This window comes from Streptomyces sp. DF42, assembly GCF_058267695.1.
The window spans coordinates 8,579,032-8,593,652 of the sequence record NZ_CM177859.1 but is presented as its reverse complement, the minus strand read 5'-3'; the positions used below and the strand labels follow the sequence as shown (position 1 = coordinate 8,593,652).

Annotated in this window: 12 protein-coding genes and 3 pseudogenes; 5 read left to right on the top strand and 10 right to left on the bottom strand. The window is 71.0% G+C overall.

The window, feature by feature from the left end; translation table 11 throughout:
* Position 1 precedes the first annotated feature (1 nt).
* The 4 genes and pseudogenes from ACYUED_RS39545 to ACYUED_RS39530 form a co-directional block, all read right to left on the bottom strand.
* Entirely contained in the window at positions 2-1,210 is a 1,209-nt protein-coding gene (locus tag ACYUED_RS39545; RefSeq protein ID WP_491289227.1) for a Gfo/Idh/MocA family protein, read from the bottom strand.
* A 59-nt stretch (positions 1,211-1,269) separates the two neighbouring features.
* Positions 1,270-1,386: pseudogene (locus tag ACYUED_RS39540) on the bottom strand (sugar ABC transporter substrate-binding protein); the annotation flags it as partial.
* An 18-nt stretch (positions 1,387-1,404) separates the two neighbouring features.
* Positions 1,405-2,923 (bottom strand): annotated as a pseudogene (locus ACYUED_RS39535) (sugar ABC transporter ATP-binding protein).
* A 118-nt stretch (positions 2,924-3,041) separates the two neighbouring features.
* Entirely contained in the window at positions 3,042-4,223 is a 1,182-nt protein-coding gene (locus ACYUED_RS39530; protein ID WP_491289226.1) for an ROK family transcriptional regulator, read from the bottom strand.
* Between the two features lie 203 nt (positions 4,224-4,426).
* Here ACYUED_RS39530 and ACYUED_RS39525 point away from each other — a divergent pair, with 203 nt between their 5' ends.
* Positions 4,427-5,605 carry a low temperature requirement protein A gene (locus ACYUED_RS39525; RefSeq protein WP_491289225.1) on the top strand — a complete coding sequence of 393 codons (1,179 nt, stop codon included), beginning with the start codon at positions 4,427-4,429 and terminating at the stop codon, positions 5,603-5,605.
* On the opposite strand, the gene ACYUED_RS39520 is transcribed toward ACYUED_RS39525, so the two are convergent.
* The 4 genes from ACYUED_RS39520 to ACYUED_RS39505 all read right to left on the bottom strand — a co-directional run bounded on the left by ACYUED_RS39520 (position 5,584) and on the right by ACYUED_RS39505 (position 8,950).
* Complete coding sequence (locus tag ACYUED_RS39520; RefSeq protein ID WP_491289224.1) at positions 5,584-6,261, bottom strand: GntR family transcriptional regulator; 678 nt, start codon at positions 6,259-6,261, stop codon at positions 5,584-5,586. The genes ACYUED_RS39525 and ACYUED_RS39520 overlap by 22 nt on opposite strands.
* A 138-nt stretch (positions 6,262-6,399) precedes the next feature.
* Positions 6,400-7,338, bottom strand: coding sequence for a beta-ketoacyl-ACP synthase III (locus tag ACYUED_RS39515; RefSeq protein ID WP_491289223.1), 939 nt, complete (start codon positions 7,336-7,338; stop codon positions 6,400-6,402).
* A gap of 168 nt (positions 7,339-7,506) precedes the next feature.
* Positions 7,507-7,641 (bottom strand): MFS transporter small subunit, encoded by a 135-nt coding sequence (locus ACYUED_RS39510; RefSeq protein ID WP_266525301.1) that lies wholly within the window; start codon positions 7,639-7,641, stop codon positions 7,507-7,509.
* On the bottom strand, positions 7,610-8,950 hold the full coding sequence (locus ACYUED_RS39505; protein WP_491289222.1) for an OFA family MFS transporter: 1,341 nt from the start codon (positions 8,948-8,950) through the stop codon (positions 7,610-7,612). The genes ACYUED_RS39510 and ACYUED_RS39505 overlap by 32 nt, the downstream gene beginning before the upstream one ends.
* 129 nt (positions 8,951-9,079) lie before the next feature.
* On the opposite strand from ACYUED_RS39505, the pseudogene ACYUED_RS39500 reads away from it, so the two are divergent.
* Positions 9,080-9,319, top strand: a pseudogene (locus tag ACYUED_RS39500) (2Fe-2S iron-sulfur cluster-binding protein); the annotation flags it as partial.
* Between the two features lie 5 nt (positions 9,320-9,324).
* Positions 9,325-10,209: a formate dehydrogenase accessory sulfurtransferase FdhD gene (fdhD, locus tag ACYUED_RS39495; RefSeq protein ID WP_491289221.1), complete on the top strand. Its 885-nt coding sequence runs from the start codon at positions 9,325-9,327 to the stop codon at positions 10,207-10,209.
* 202 nt (positions 10,210-10,411) lie between these two features.
* Here fdhD and ACYUED_RS39490 read toward each other — a convergent pair whose 3' ends face one another.
* On the bottom strand, positions 10,412-10,939 hold the full coding sequence (locus tag ACYUED_RS39490) for an isochorismatase family protein (protein WP_491289220.1): 528 nt from the start codon (positions 10,937-10,939) through the stop codon (positions 10,412-10,414).
* A 19-nt stretch (positions 10,940-10,958) separates the two neighbouring features.
* Positions 10,959-11,405, bottom strand: a complete 447-nt coding sequence (locus ACYUED_RS39485) for a MarR family winged helix-turn-helix transcriptional regulator (RefSeq protein ID WP_491289219.1) — start codon at positions 11,403-11,405, stop codon at positions 10,959-10,961.
* A 103-nt stretch (positions 11,406-11,508) separates the two neighbouring features.
* Between ACYUED_RS39485 and ACYUED_RS39480 the strand changes: the two genes are divergently transcribed.
* Together ACYUED_RS39480 and ACYUED_RS39475 are read left to right on the top strand one after the other, a co-directional pair.
* Positions 11,509-12,426: a quinone oxidoreductase family protein gene (locus ACYUED_RS39480; protein ID WP_491289218.1), complete on the top strand. Its 918-nt coding sequence runs from the start codon at positions 11,509-11,511 to the stop codon at positions 12,424-12,426.
* Between the two features lie 281 nt (positions 12,427-12,707).
* Positions 12,708-14,612 carry an exo-alpha-sialidase gene (locus ACYUED_RS39475; RefSeq protein ID WP_491289217.1) on the top strand — a complete coding sequence of 635 codons (1,905 nt, stop codon included), beginning with the start codon at positions 12,708-12,710 and terminating at the stop codon, positions 14,610-14,612.
* Positions 14,613-14,621: the final 9 nt, after the last annotated feature.

The window sequence follows — 14,621 nt, the reverse complement described above, 5'->3', positions numbered from 1 at the left end:
CTCAGGTGGTTATGGGCGTGTACACGGAGTTCTTCCCGGCGCTCTCCTCCACCGCGGCCAGCACGCGCTGCACCTGCAGTCCGTCGGCGAAGGAGGGTTCCGGTTGCCGTCCCTCGGCGATCGCGTGGACGAGGTCGCGGGCCTGGTGGACGAAGCTGTGCTCGTAGCCGAGGCCGTGCCCCGGCGGCCACCAGGCGTCCAGGTAGGGGTGGTCGGGTTCGGTGACGAGGATGCGGCGGAAGCCGGAGTGCGTTCCGGGCTCCGTACCGTCGTGGTACGACAGTTCGTTGAGGCGCTCCAGGTCGAAGGCCAACGAGCCGTTCTCGCCGTTGAGTTCGATGAGCAGGGCGTTCTTGCGGCCGGTCGCGTAGCGCGTCGCCTCGAAGGAGGCCAGGGCGCCGGAGGTGAAGCGGCCGGTGAACAGGGCTGCGTCGTCGACGGTGACCGGTCCGGAGCCGGCGGACGAAACGGCGGACAGGCCGCTGGTGGCGCCGACGGGCAGGGGGCGCTCCCGTACGAAGGTCTCCGTCAGGGCGGATACTCCCGCCAGCGTCTCCCCCGCCAGGTACTGCGCGAGGTCGACGATGTGTGCGCCCAGGTCTCCGAGCGAGCCCGAGCCGGCCAGCTCCTTGCGCAGTCGCCAGGTGAGCGGGAACTGCGGGTCCACGAGCCAGTCCTGAAGGTACGTCACCCTCGCGTGCCGCAGGGTGCCGAGCCGGCCCTCGGCGACCATGTTGCGGGCCAGTGCGGTGGCGGGCAGGCGCCGGTAGTTGAAGCCGACCATGGCCAACTGGCCGCTCCGATAAGCGACTTCGGCCGCCTCAGTCATCGCAGCGGCCTCTTCGACGGTGTTGGCCAGAGGCTTCTCGCACAGTACGTGCTTGCCGGCGGCGAGCGCGGCGAGGGCGATCTCCGCATGGCTGTCGCCGGGGGTGCAGATGTCGACGAGGTCGACGTCGTCCCGTTCGATCAGGGCCCGCCAGTCGGTCTCGGTCGCTGCCCACCCGTGCCGGACGGCGGCCCCGCGCACGGCGGCCGCGTCACGTCCGCAGATCGCGGCGAGGACCGGGCGGAGCGGCAGATCGAAGGCGCGGCCCACGGTGCGCCAGCCCTGGGAGTGGGCGGCGCCCATGAAGGCATAACCGACCATGCCGACGCGCAGGGGCGGCTTCCCGCCCTCCGATCCGTCCGACTGCTGGGGCTGTCCCATACGGATGTCCTCCTCGTGCTGGTCGTGATGGCGCAGTGGGGGGTGCGGGGCGGGATCTGTCAGCGGAAGCCCGTCGGCATGTACTGGTCGACGTTGTCCTTGTCGACGATGGCCGAGTAGAGCGTCAGCGAGCCGGGGATCTCGAACTCGGCGAGACCGCTGATCCCCTTGCTCTGGCGGGGAGGCATGCTGCGTCATGACGCCGGATTTCCTTCCATGACGAGGTCCAGTACGCGGTGTTCGTCGAGTTCGCGGGCGGGCGCGGTGTGTACGACGCGGCCCTCGCGGAGTACCAGCACCCGGTCGGCGAGGCCGAGAACCTCGGGGACCTCGCTGGAGACCAGCAGCACGGCCAGGCCCTCGTCGGCGAGGCGACGGATCACCGCGTACAGCTCGGCGCGGGCGCCGACGTCGACGCCGCGGGTCGGCTCGTCGAGGAGCAGCACCCGGCAGCCGCGCAGCAGCCAGCGCGCCAGTACGGCCTTCTGCTGGTTGCCGCCGGACAGGGTGCGCACGGGCACGGACGGGTTGTCGGGCCGCAGCGAGAGTGCGCGGGTGGCGGCCCGCGCCGCCCCCCGTTCGGCTCCTCGGTCGAGCCAGCCTCCGTGTGAGAAGCGGGACATGGAGGACACCGAGACGTTGCGGGTGACGGATTCCAGCATCAGCAGGGCCTGCGCCTTGCGTTCCTCGGGGGCGAGCCCGAGCCCCGCACGGACGGCAGCGCGCACGCTTCCCGGCCTCAACGCCCGCCCACTGACGCGGACTTGACCGGCGGTGGGCTTGCGGGCACCGTAGATCGTCTCCAGGATCTCGGAGCGCCCGGAGCCGACCAGTCCGGCGAGACCGACGATCTCGCCGGGCTGGAGCTCCAGGTCGAAGGGTGCGAACTCGCCCTGCCTGGCGAGCCCTTGGACCTCCAGTACCGGCGCACCGCTGGGAGCCGGCGTCGGCCGCTCGGGGAAGACGTACTCGACGTTCCGGCCCGTCATGAGTGCCACGACCTCACGCGTCGGTGTCGATTTCGCGGGCAGCCCGCCCGCGACGGCCCGTCCGTCCTTCAGGACGGTCACGCGGTCGCCGATACGCCTGATCTCCTCCAGCCGGTGGGAGATGTAGACGACGGCGACGCCCCCGGCGGTCAGGCCGCCGACGATCCGGAAGAGGTTGTCGACCTCGTCCGGGTCGAGGGCGGCGGACGGCTCGTCCATCACGATGAGCCGTACGTCGTGGGAGAGCGCCCGGGCCATGGACACGATCTGCTGCTGGGCCGCCGACAGCTCTCCGACGAGACGGGCAGGATCGATCTCCGGGTGGCCAAGCCGCTTGAGAAGCCCGGCCGTTGAGGTCTTCGCGGCCTTCTTCCGTACGACGAATCCGGCGGCCGTCGGCTCATGGCCCAGGTGGACGTTCTCGGCCGCGGACAGGTGCTCCACCAGGTCGAGTTCCTGGTAGATGGTGGCGATGCCCAGGCGCATGGCGGCGATCGGCGAGCGGAGGGTGGCCTCCTCGCCGCGCCAGCGGATGGAGCCCGTGTCGGGCTGGTGGGCACCGGACAGGACCTTGATCAGGGTGGACTTGCCGGCCCCGTTCTGGCCGAGCAGGCAGTGCACTTCACCGGCCTGGACGTCGAGGTCGACGCCGTCGAGGGCCCGGACTCCGGGGAACGACTTGGTTGATGCCGGACATGCTGAGCAGCGGTGGTTCTGGTGCCATGAGGTTCCCCTTGGCGGGCGTGCGGGCCGGTTTCAGGGCAGGGCGGGGCAGGGCGCTGTACTGATGTGATCCGTACTGATGTGATCGGTACTGATGTGATCCGTGCTGAAGTCGGTGCTTACGCGGGTGAGAACAGGTGGTCGCTGATGAGCCGGGCGGCGCCGATGACGCCGGAGGTCGGCCCCAACTCCCCCAGCACGATGGGCAGGTTGCCCGTCGCGAGGGGCAGCGACTGACGGTAGACCTGGGTGCGGATCGCGGCGAGCAGGGTGTGGCCGAGGCCGGTCACACCGCCGCCGATCACCACCAGGCCCGGGTTGAAGAAGGAGACCAGCCCGGCGATGACCTGGCCGGTCCGGTTGCCGCCCTCGCGGATCAGGTCGAGGGCGGTGGGGTCGCCCGCGGCGGCTGCCGCGGCGACGTCGACGGCGGTGAGGGTGCCGCTCGCCGCCAGGCGTGAGGCGAGTTCCCCGGACAGCCCCTGCTGGGCCGCTTCCTCCGCGTCCCGGGCGAGGGCGGCCCCGCTGAAGTGGGCTTCCAGGCAGCCCCGGTTGCCGCAGGCGCACGGACGTCCGTCGGGCACTGCCTGGATGTGCCCGATGTCGCCCGCGCTGCCGGTCACGCCGCGGTGGACCTCACCTCCGGCGACGATCCCGCAGCCGATACCGGTGCCGATCTTGACGCAGAGGAAGTCGCCCACGGAGCGTGCGACGCCCGCGTGCATCTCCCCCATCGCCATCAGGTTCACGTCGTTGTCGACCATGACGGGACAGCCGAGTTCCTGGCTGAGCGCCTCCCGCACGGGGAAGCCGTCCCAGCCCGGCATGATCGGCGGAGCCACCGGCACCCCCTCGGGGAAGCGGACCGGTCCCGGTACGCCGATGCCGGCGCCGTCGTAGCCCTCCGCGAGCGCGGAGGCCCTCAACTTCGCTGCCATGGACAGGACTTGCTCGAAGACCGCGACCGGGCCCTCGCGTACGTCCATGGGCTGGTTGAGGTGTCCGAGGATCTCCAGTTCGGCGTTGGTGACGGCGACGTCGACCGAGGTCGCGCCGATGTCCACGCCGAGGAAGCGCAGTTTCGGATTGAGCCGGACGTTGTGGGAGCGGCGGCCGCCACGCGAGGCGGCGAGTCCGTCGGCCACGACCAGGCCCGTCGCCAGCAGCCGGTCCACCTCCACGGCCAGCTTGGACCGTGACAGGTCGACCTGATCGCCCAGTTGGGCACGGGAGTTGGGACCTTCGTCGCGCAACAGCTTGAGCAGCTTGGCCTGATGAGCGTTCGCGGGTCGTGCCGTCATACGTCTCACGAGCCCCCTCCCCGCCTCAATCGGCCACCTCTGTTCGGGCTTTCGAGGGGAACGTAGCAGCGAACCGCGAAGCTGAGAAGAAGCTGTGCGCGGATCGCCGTCGGCTTCCTCCACTGACAGGACAAAGGAACCCACGCGCCCGACGCCGAACCACCCCATACGATCTGGTCAGCATCGGTCCAGGGGGGACATACATGAACAGCGCAACGGCGGAGAATCCGGGCCGTAGAGTCACGACCCTCGAGCTGTTCTTCGATCTCGTCTTCGTCTTCACCCTCACCCAGCTCACCGTTCTGCTCGCCGGCGACCTGACGTTCGCCACGGCGGGCCGGGTCGCGCTGATCTTCGTGGTGCTGTTCTGGATGTACGGCGCCTACGCGTACCTCACCAACCAGGTGCCGCCGGACCGCCCCTCCCGCCGCCTGCTGCTGATGCTGGGCATGGGCGCGTTCCTTGTCTGCGCTCTCGCCATCCCGCGTGTCTTCGACGACACCGGAGTGGTCTTCGGTCTCGGCTTCCTGGCCGTCGTCCTCGTGCACACCGCGCTCTACACCCGCAGCCACGGCCGGGACTCCGTCTGGTACGGCGTCCCGAACGCGCTGGCCGCCCTCTCCGTCACGGCGGCGGGCTTCTTCGACCGGCTCGCGGCGGACGGCCTCTGGCTTCTCGCGCTCCTCCTCCAGTTCGTGACGCCGTTCTTCGCCGAGCACGGGCCGGGCAGGGCGGACGGACGGCGGTCGGCCGCCGTCATGCGCGTCCAGCTGGGCAGTCTGGACCCGGCGCACTTCGTGGAGCGCCATGGCCTGCTGCTGATCGTCGCGTTCGGCGAGTCCGTCATCGCAATCGGCACCGGTGTCGGCCAACTGCCGCTCACACCGGGCCTGTTCGGTGGGGCGTTCCTCTCGCTGGCGCTCGCGGTCGCCCTGTGGTGGACGTACTTCGTGCGCGACGAGGAGGGCGCCGAGGCGGTGTTCGATGCGACGCCGGCGCCGGATCGCTGGCGTCTGGCGATGAACGCGTACTACTACGCCTTCCTGCCGATGCTGCTCGGCATCGCCTACCTGGCGACGGGCGTGAAGAAGACGCTGGGCCACCTCACCGAACATGTGCACACGGGCCCGGCACTGGCGTTGGCGGGCGGTGTGGCGCTGTTCCTCGTGGGGGACGTGGCGTTCAGGGCGGTCCTGAGCCTGTACCCGGTGCGGTTCCGGGCGGCCGCCGCTCCGGTGGCCCTGGCCACCGCCCTGCTCGGCGTCCACGTCTCGGCGGTCGCTGAACTACTCGCCCTGGTGGGCGTGTTGGTGGTCATGCTGATGGTCGAGGCCCGTTCATGCAGCAGCGTGAAGGGAGCTCAGTCCTTCGCCCGGTCGTGATAGGATCGCCGCGTGTGCTCGGTGTGCTCGCGCATCAGCTGTGTGGCACGCTGCTCGTCCCGGTCCGCGATCGCCGCGATCAGCGCGCGGTGCTCGATCCAGGACTGCTGTCCGCGCTGCCGGGCGACCGGTGTGTAGTACCAGCGCACCCGGCGGTCCACCTGTGCGGCGAGTTCGGCGAGGACCGCGTTGCCGGCCAGTTCCATGATCTTCGTGTGGAAGCGGGCGTTCATGCCGACCGCGACGTCCACGTCGTCGGCGGCGACGGCCTTCTCGCCCTCGGCGCACAGCTCTTCGAGCACCGTGATGGCGGCGCCGCCCGCGTTGGCGGCGGCGAGCCGGGCGGCCTCGGCCTCCAGGAGCGTACGGACCGTGAGGAGCTGGTCGGCCTCCTGTTCCGTCGGCTCGTGCACGAACGCGCCCTGAGCGGGCCGCAGATCGACCCATCCCTCGGTGTTCAGCCGCTGCAGCGCCTCCCGCACCGGCTGACGCGAGACGCCCAGGTGGCCCGCGAGTTCGCTCTCGACCAGATGCTGGCCGGGCTGGAGGGCACGCGTGGTGATGAGTTCGAGCAGCGCCTCGTAGACGCGGTCGCGCAGCGGGCCGGGCCGTTCGAGCTTGGGTACCGCGCCGTGTGGCAGTCCTGTCGACAGCATCGGTCGGTCCCCTCCTGGGCAGCGCGGAGCAACCGCAGCCGGAAAGCCAGTATGAATTGTCTTTCGTCTACAGTCTACGGCGCACAGTGACCAGTGGTTCGGCCGGTCGCCTGCGTCACACCGGGACGTACGCGCAGGTCACGGGCAGCGGACGACCTGTCCGGCGTACGACAGGTTCCCTCCGAAGCCGAACAGCAGGACCGGGTCACCGGTGGAGATCGCGCCCTGTTCGACGAGCTTGGAGAACGCGAGCGGAATGCTCGCCGCCGAGGTGTTGCCGGACTCGGTGACGTCGCGCGCGACGACGGCGTTCACGGCGCCGATCTTCTCGGCGAGGGGCTCGATGATGCGCAGGTTGGCCTGGTGCAGGACGACTCCGGCGAGATCGGCCGGCTCCAGCCCGGCGCGCTCGCAGGCCTTGCGGGCGATCGGCGGCAGCTGGGTGGTCGCCCACCGGTAGACGCTCTGCCCCTCCTGGGCGAACCGCGGCGGCGTGCCCTCGATCCGCACGGCGTGCCCCATCTCAGGCACCGAGCCCCACAGCACGGGCCCGATGCCGGACTCGTCCGAAGCCTCGACCACGGCGGCCCCTGCCCCGTCGCCGACGAGGACACACGTCGTACGGTCGGTCCAGTCCGTCACCTCGGACATCTTGTCGGCGCCGACGACCAGGGCACGGGTGGATCCGCCCGCGCGGACCGCGTGATCGGCTGTCGCCAGCGCATGCGTGAACCCCGCGCACACGACGTTGAGGTCCATCGCGGCGGGCGAGGGGATGCCGAGCCGGGCGGCGAGACGGGCGGCCATGTTGGGCGAGCGGTCGACGGCGGTGGAGGTGGCGACCAGGACGAGGTCGATGTCGCCGGGCGTAAGACCCGCCGCTGCGAGGGCCTTGGCGGCGGCGTGGGCGGCCAGCTCGTCGACCGGCTCGTCGGGCCCGGCGATGTGTCGCGTGCGGATTCCCACCCGGGACGTGATCCACTCGTCACTGGTGTCGACCAGGCCCGCCAGGTCCGCGTTGGTGAGCACCTTCGCGGGCTGGTAGTGGCCGACGGCGGCGATGCGCGAGCCGTTCATTGGGTGGTCCCCTCGTTGCCCTTGGTTGCGGGATCCACCAGTCTGATCAGTGACTCACGGGTACGACGGCAGGTAAGGCGACAGGAAACGGGCGCCCGCGTTGTCGGCTTCTGTCAGACGATCGGACGCCCGAACACCTCCCGAACGGTCACCCGGTGTGCGCGGGCGTCACCCGGTGAACAGCTGGGTCGCCTTCTGTACGAGTTCGTACAGCCCGTAGGCGAGCGGTGCCCCCACCCACAGCCAGGCGAAGGCGATCAGCGGGCGTCGGTCAGGCGGACTCTGGCTGCTGTCGTTCGACATCGACGGTCTCCTCCCTCGGGGCGGGGATGTGGTGGCGGGTGTGGACCGGGCGGACGAGTTCGTTGGCGACGAAGCCGACGACGAGCAGCCCGATCATGATGACGAAGGACAGGGTGTACAGGGCCGAGCCGTGCTTGCCGGCACCCTCCTGCCGGTCGGCGATCCAGTTGACGATCAGCGGGCCGAGGACGCCGGCCGTGGACCAGGCGGTGAGCAGCCGCCCGTGGATCGCGCCGACCTGGTAGGTGCCGAAGAGGTCCTTGAGGTAGGCGGGGACCGTCGCGAAGCCGCCGCCGTAGAAGGAGAGGATCACCAGCGCGCACAGGACGAACAGCGGCTTGGACGAGTCGCCGAACAGTGCGATCAGCGCGTACATCACCGCTCCGACGCCCAGGTAGACGCGGTAGATGTTCTTGCGGCCGATCAGGTCGGAGGTCGACGACCAGCCGATGCGGCCTGCCATGTTGGCGGCGGACAGCAGGGCGACGAAGCCGGCGGCGGCCGAGACCGACACCGGGGTCGAGGTGTCCTTGAAGAAGTCCGTGATCATCGGGGCGGCCTTCTCCAGGATGCCGATGCCGGCGGTCACGTTCATGCAGAGCACGACCCACAGACACCAGAACTGCGGGGTGCGCACGGCGCTGTTGGCGGAGACCTGCGGGCCCTGGACGGCGCTCGGTGCGCCCTCGGTGCTTTTGCGCTCGTCGGCGCGCGGGACCCGCACCAGCAGCACGCCCAGCGACATGAAGACGGCGTAGGCGAGTCCGTGCACGAGGAACGCGAGCGCGATCCCCGAGTGGTCGGAGCCGAACGACTCCAGCATCTGGGCGGACCAGGGAGAGGCGATGAGCGCGCCGCCGCCGAAGCCCATGATGGCGATGCCGGTGGCCATGCCGGGCCGGTCCGGGAACCACTTGATCAGCGTGGACACGGGGGAGATGTAGCCGATGCCGAGGCCGATGCCGCCGACGAAGCCGTAGCCGAGGACGATCAGCCAGTACTGCTCGGTGGCCGCGCCGAGGGCGGAGATCAGGAAGCCGGACGAGAAGCAGACCAGGGCGACGGTCATCGCCCAGCGCGGCCCGTTGCGCTCGACCAGAGTGCCACCGAACGCGGCGGACAGGCCGAGCATGACGATGGCGAGCTGGAAGGGCAGCGCGCTCTGCGTGCCGCTGAGGCCCAGCGCCGACTCGAGAGGCGGCTTGAACACGCTCCAGGCATAGGCCTGGCCGATGGAGAGATGGACGGAGAGCGCGGCGGGGGGAACGAGCCAGCGGCTCCAGCCGGCCGGCGCGACAGGGGGACTCATGATCCCGGACGTTAGGGAGTACCACGGGAGTTGAGAAGGCGCCGCGTCGACCGTATGCGATGAACGGTATCCCCTACGCGCCGAACGGTCGGACCGGCCGGTTTTCCGAACCGTGCGCGAACCCTTGCTACGGGAGCGCTGTCGTTCAAGTCGGAGTTCGACATGCGCGCGGCGGGTACCTGGGACGAGTCGGCGCAGCCGGAGACGACGACGGTGTGCGCGTACTGCGGAGTGGGCTGCAACCTCACTGTCCACGTGCAGGACAATGAGATCGTGAAGGTCACCTCGCCGCACGACAACCCGGTGACCCACGGCAATCTCTGCATCAAGGGCCGCTTCGGCCACCAGCACGCACAGAACCGGGACTGAGGCACATGGGACGAGTCACGGAACGACGCAAGGTGATCCGTATCCGGGACGGGGTCATCTCCACCCGCCCCGACACGCTTGTCGCCGAGGAGCCGCTGGAGATCAGGCTGAACGGCAAGCCCCTCGCCATCACCATGCGCACTCCGGGCGACGACTTCGCGCTGGCGGCGGGCTTCCTGGTCAGCGAGGGCGTGCTCGCCGAGCAGAGCGACCTGCAGAACATCGTGTACTGCGCGGGCGCCACGGGTGGGGGCACCTCCCGCTCGAGCGGATTCGAGAGTGGGGGAGGCTCGAACACCTACAACGTGGTGGACGTGCGGACCGCGCCGGGAGTCGTGATCCCCGACATCACGCTGGAGCGGAACGTCTACACCACCTCGTCCTGCGGTCTGTGCGGCAAGGCGAGCCTGGACGCGGTGCGTACGACGGCGCGCTGGCCGATCGCCGACACTCCCCCGGTCCGCGTCGAACCCGAGCTGCTGGCGAGCCTCCCCGACCGGCTCCGTGCGGCCCAGCGGGTCTTCGACCGGACCGGGGGTCTGCACGCGGCGGCCCTGTTCACCGAGAACGGCGAGCTGCTCGACATACGGGAGGACGTGGGCCGGCACAACGCGGTCGACAAGCTCGTGGGCCGCGCCCTGCAGAACGGCGACCTGCCGCTGTCCCGCACGATCCTCCTGGTCTCGGGCCGGGCCTCCTTCGAGCTGGCGCAGAAGGCGGTCATGGCCGGGATCCCGCTCCTGGCGGCGGTCTCGGCGCCCTCGTCGCTGGCCGTGGACCTGGCCGCCGAGACCGGGCTGACCCTGGTGGGCTTCCTGAGGGGCAGCTCCATGAACGTGTACGCGGGCGGGGACCGCATCGCACTGGGGACCGCGGCCGCCCAGGGGTGACCGGCTCTCCGCGACACGGCGGCTGGGCCCCGGGGCCCAGCCGGCCGGGGAGCGCCCCCTGCGCCGCAGGGGCCCGCCTCAGCTTTTCCGAGCCGTTCGCGGGGATCGGCCTTCCTGCGCCGGCCTTCCTGCGCCGGCCTTCCTGCGCCGGCCTTTCTGCGCCGGCCTTTCTGCGCAGGGCCTTTCCGCGCCCGCCTGGGTGTCAGCCCGCCACGAACCGCACCTCGGCCACCGTCACCACCGTGCCGAGCCGTGGGAAGTCCAGCCGTACCGACGCGTCGTGCTCGGCGGCCGTGAACGCGGCCATGGCGTCCTCGGCGAAGACCAGGTCGTAGCCGAGGTCCTTGGCGGCGCGGGCGGTGGACTCGACGCCGAGGTTGGTGGCGATGCCCCCGAACACGAGGGTGGTGACGCCGCGTTCGCGCAGGAGACCGTCGAGGCCGGTGCCCTGGAACCCGCCGATCGTGCGCTTCACCACCTCCAGGTCGCCGTCCTGGACGAGTCCGGCCGCGAGGCCGCTGCCTGGCGGTTGTTCGGCGACGCCGGGGCGTTCGACCCGGACGAGGACGACGGTCGCGCCCGCCGTGCGGAAGGCGGTCGCCAACTCCTGGGCGGCGGAGAGGACTTCGGTGCCCTTGCGGGGCTCCAGGGGCAGCGCGACGATCCGGTCCATCAGATCGACGAGGACGAGGGCACTGCGCGCGGGATCGAGGGCCAGGGGTGCGGTCATGACAGAACGTTATCCGTCATCAGCCCTCCGTACCGGAGATCCGGATCAACAGGTCCATGAACTGCTCGCGTTCGGCCGCCGAGAGCGGCGCGAGCAGCTCGTCGTTGGCCGTGCGCGCCGCCCGTTCGCAGCGCTTCAGCAGTCGCGCGCCCGGCTCGGTGAGTGACACCGCGTTCTTGCGCCGGTCCCCGGGGTCCGGTTCACGCACGGCGAGGCCCGCGGACTGCAGGTCGTTGAGGATGCCGACCAGGTCCTTGGGGTCGAGCCGCACGCTGCGGCCGAGGTCGGCCTGGGCGACGGGGGCGAGGTCGCGGACGGCGGAGAGCACCACGTGGTGCCACATCTTCAGCCCCTCCACGGCCAGCGCCTCGGCCACCAGGTCCCGGCCACGGGCGGCGGCGCGACCGAGCAGCCAGCTGGGCAGGGAACGGATCTCGGCGAGGGGGGCATTCGACGCTTCGGGCATGGCCGCAGCCTAGCGAGAAATCGTTGGACTTCCCAATGAATACGCAATACCGTTGGGGCCCCCAATGAATTCGTCGGGGATTCCCATGACTCCTGGAGGTCCCATGCGCCGAGTCCGCTACGAATCCACCGGCGGCCCCCTGTTCCCGGAGGAGACCCCGGTGCCGGAGCCCGGCCCCGGCGAGCTCCTCGTGCGCTGCGACGCGGTGGGCGTGACGCTCCCCGTCGTCCGCAAGGTCACCGAGGCCGCCGAGCCGATCCCGCTCGGCGGCGAGATCGCCGGGCAGGTCGTGGCCGTCGGCGAGGGCGTCACCCGCTTCCGTGCGGGCGACCGTGTGACCGGCCTGTGCTTCGGGCACGGCTACGCCGACTTCGCGCCCCTGCGTGAGGACATGGCCTCCGCGATTCCGGACGATGCCTCCGCCGTCGACGCGGTCGCCCTCGTGCGCAGCGGCCTCGTCGCCCTCGGGGCCCTGGAGGCGGCGCGCCCCGAACCGGGCGAGACGGCGCTCGTCACGGCCGCCGCGAGCGGAGTCGGCCACCTGGCCGTGCAGCTGGCCGGGCTACGGGGTGCGGCCCGCGTGGTGGGCGCCGTCTCCGATCCGGGCAAGGCCGACTTCGTGCGCGCCCTCGGCGCCGACGAGGTCGTCACGTACGCCGAGGGCAGCTGGCGGGATCCCGTCGACTACGTACTGGATGCGGTCGGCGGCGACCTGCTCACCACGGCCGTCGCCGCGCTCGCTCCGGGCGGTCGCCTGGTCGCGTACAGCTCGGGCGGCGGGACGATCCGCGCGTACGACCTTCTCGTCGGCGCGAAGTCCGTGATCGGTTTCCAGATGGCGCGGATCGCCCGCGGTAAGCCGGAGGTGTACGAGCAATGGCGCCGGCAGCTGTGGCGGCTGTTCTCCGAGGGCTCACTGAAGCCCGCCGTGCACGAGGAGTTCGCACTGGAGGACGCGGCGAAGGCGCACGCGGTGATCGAATCGAGGAGCAACCTTGGCAAGGTGGTCCTGCGCCCCTGAAATCTGCATCTCCGCGTCAGCCCCGACGCCCCGTCACCATTCGTCCGGCGTAGTCTCCGGGCCGCCCGGCGATCCCGGTCCCTCGGCGGCGCGGACGTTCCGGCGCCGGCTCCCGCTCCCACGGCCGCACTTCCGGTCCTGCCGGCACTGCGCACGCCGCGATCCCGTCGAGTAGCTGCACGCTCCTTGTGAGGCTCCCGAGACCCCAACTAGCCTCTGCGACACGGACGTTGGACGTGGGATGTCCAGATGTCCAGACCTCTGAAGGGCAGGTTCGCACCATGCCGTCACGTCTTCGCGCACGTCTGAGAGCAACCCTCACCGCCGTGTTCACCACAGCCGCACTGCTCACGCTGCCGAGTACGGCACACGCCCAACCCCCCGCCCCCGCACCTGACTTCGAGCAGCAGGTCCTCTTCAAGGCCTCCCAGGACCCTGGTTACGCCTGCTTCCGCATCCCGGCGGTGGTGAGGACCACCGAGGGCACGCTGCTGGCGTTCGCCGAGGGGCGGGTCCTCAACTGCGGGGACGCCGCTGACATAGACATCGTCGTCAAGCGCTCCACGGACGGCGGCCGCACCTGGGGCCCGCTCCAGGTCGTCACCCACGGGGGCGGCGACACCCACGGCAATCCCGCGCCGGTCGTGGACCGCGACACCGGCCGCGTCCTGCTGGCCGAGACGTACAACACCGGCCGTACGGACGGCGCGAGTTGTACCGTGCCCTGCGACCGCACCCCGCACCTGCAGTACAGCGACGACGACGGGCTCACCTGGTCCCGGCCCCGCGACCTGAGCTCCGAGATCCTGCCCGCGAACTGGAACTCCTGGTACGCCACCGGACCCGTGCACGGCATCCAGCTCACCCGCGGCAGGCACGCCGGCCGGCTGGTCCTCGGGGTCAACACCGAGACCTGGGACGGCGAGCGAAGTGAGACGGGGGTCCCCCCGGCCGGAGGCTGGGGGAGGATCACCGCCAACCACGCGGCGCTGATCGTCAGCGACGACGGCGGCGACCACTGGCGGATCGGCGCCACGGACTCCTGGCCGATCGCCGACGACGGCACCTTCCGGCAGAAGCCGTCGGAGGTCACCGTCACCGAGCGCACCGACGGCTCGCTCCTGATCAGCGGCCGCGAACAGGACGGCACCGACCTCGGGCACCGCACCCAGACGGTCAGCCGCGACGGCGGCGACAGCTTCGCCGCCCCCTTCCGCGGCCTGCCGGACCTCTACGCGCCCCAGGTGCAGGGCGCGACGCTCCGCCTGGGCAACCGCATCCTGCTGTCCTGCCCCGGCGACCCCGACCGCCGCCGGACCATGATGATCCGCTCCTCCTACGACGGCGGGCGCACCTGGGACAGCGTGGACCGCGGCACGGTCGTCACCGCCGACTGGTCGGGCTACTCCGACCTGGTGCGCGTCGACCGGGACACGGTGGGGCTGATGTACGAGGGCGGTGCCGTCGACGCGCGCGACGAGATCCGTTTCGCCCGCTTCACCGAGGACTGGCTGCAGCCGCGCCGCGGTCCCGATCCGACCACCGTGGACCGCGCCCCGCACGCCGGGCCCGCGGCCGTGCTCGGCGGCGCCCGCAGCACGGACGGCGTGTTCGGCGGGGCGCTGGAGTTGGCCGGGGCCGACGACGCCGTACGCCTGCCGTATCGCGACGAACTCCCGCTCGGCACCAAGGACTTCACGGCTTCGTTGTGGTTCCGGTACACGGCGACCGGCGGTGAGCAGCCGCTGCTGTGGATGGGTGGGATCGGCACCACTCAGCCGCAGGTCTGGCTGCGCGGCGAGCCCGCGAGCGACCGCGTCCAGGGCCTGATCACCGTGCGCGACGGCGCGGCGGCGCCGCGGTCGGTGTCCGTCCGCACGGCCGGCGCCCACAACGACGGCGCGTGGCACCACCTGACATTGCGGCGCGGCGGGGGCCGATTGACGATCGCCGTCGACGGGGTGCGGTCGAGCGCCGCGGACGTACCGGGGTCGGTCAGCCGCAACTCGCCGTTCGGCGTGCACATCGGGCAGCGCATGGACAGCCGCGCCTTCTTCACCGGCGCGATCGACGACGTCCGTGTGTGGGACCGGGCGATGAGCGACGAGGAACTCACCGGCGGTGACACGTCCAGTCGGGACACGGTCCTGTGGCTGCCCATGGACCATGTGAGCGGCAGCCACTAACGTCCCGTG

What these genes read in the sequence shown, in the direction of transcription:
- ACYUED_RS39545 (WP_491289227.1), bottom strand. Translation starts at nt 1,210, where the DNA reads ATGGGACAGCCCCAGCAGTCGGACGGATCGGAGGGCGGGAAGCCGCCC.
- ACYUED_RS39530 (WP_491289226.1), bottom strand. Translation starts at nt 4,223, where the DNA reads ATGACGGCACGACCCGCGAACGCTCATCAGGCCAAGCTGCTCAAGCTG.
- ACYUED_RS39525 (WP_491289225.1), top strand. Translation starts at nt 4,427, where the DNA reads ATGAACAGCGCAACGGCGGAGAATCCGGGCCGTAGAGTCACGACCCTC.
- ACYUED_RS39520 (WP_491289224.1), bottom strand. Translation starts at nt 6,261, where the DNA reads ATGCTGTCGACAGGACTGCCACACGGCGCGGTACCCAAGCTCGAACGG.
- ACYUED_RS39515 (WP_491289223.1), bottom strand. Translation starts at nt 7,338, where the DNA reads ATGAACGGCTCGCGCATCGCCGCCGTCGGCCACTACCAGCCCGCGAAG.
- ACYUED_RS39510 (WP_266525301.1), bottom strand. Translation starts at nt 7,641, where the DNA reads ATGTCGAACGACAGCAGCCAGAGTCCGCCTGACCGACGCCCGCTGATC.
- ACYUED_RS39505 (WP_491289222.1), bottom strand. Translation starts at nt 8,950, where the DNA reads ATGAGTCCCCCTGTCGCGCCGGCCGGCTGGAGCCGCTGGCTCGTTCCC.
- fdhD (WP_491289221.1), top strand. Translation starts at nt 9,325, where the DNA reads ATGGGACGAGTCACGGAACGACGCAAGGTGATCCGTATCCGGGACGGG.
- ACYUED_RS39490 (WP_491289220.1), bottom strand. Translation starts at nt 10,939, where the DNA reads ATGACCGCACCCCTGGCCCTCGATCCCGCGCGCAGTGCCCTCGTCCTC.
- ACYUED_RS39485 (WP_491289219.1), bottom strand. Translation starts at nt 11,405, where the DNA reads ATGCCCGAAGCGTCGAATGCCCCCCTCGCCGAGATCCGTTCCCTGCCC.
- ACYUED_RS39480 (WP_491289218.1), top strand. Translation starts at nt 11,509, where the DNA reads ATGCGCCGAGTCCGCTACGAATCCACCGGCGGCCCCCTGTTCCCGGAG.
- ACYUED_RS39475 (WP_491289217.1), top strand. Translation starts at nt 12,708, where the DNA reads ATGCCGTCACGTCTTCGCGCACGTCTGAGAGCAACCCTCACCGCCGTG.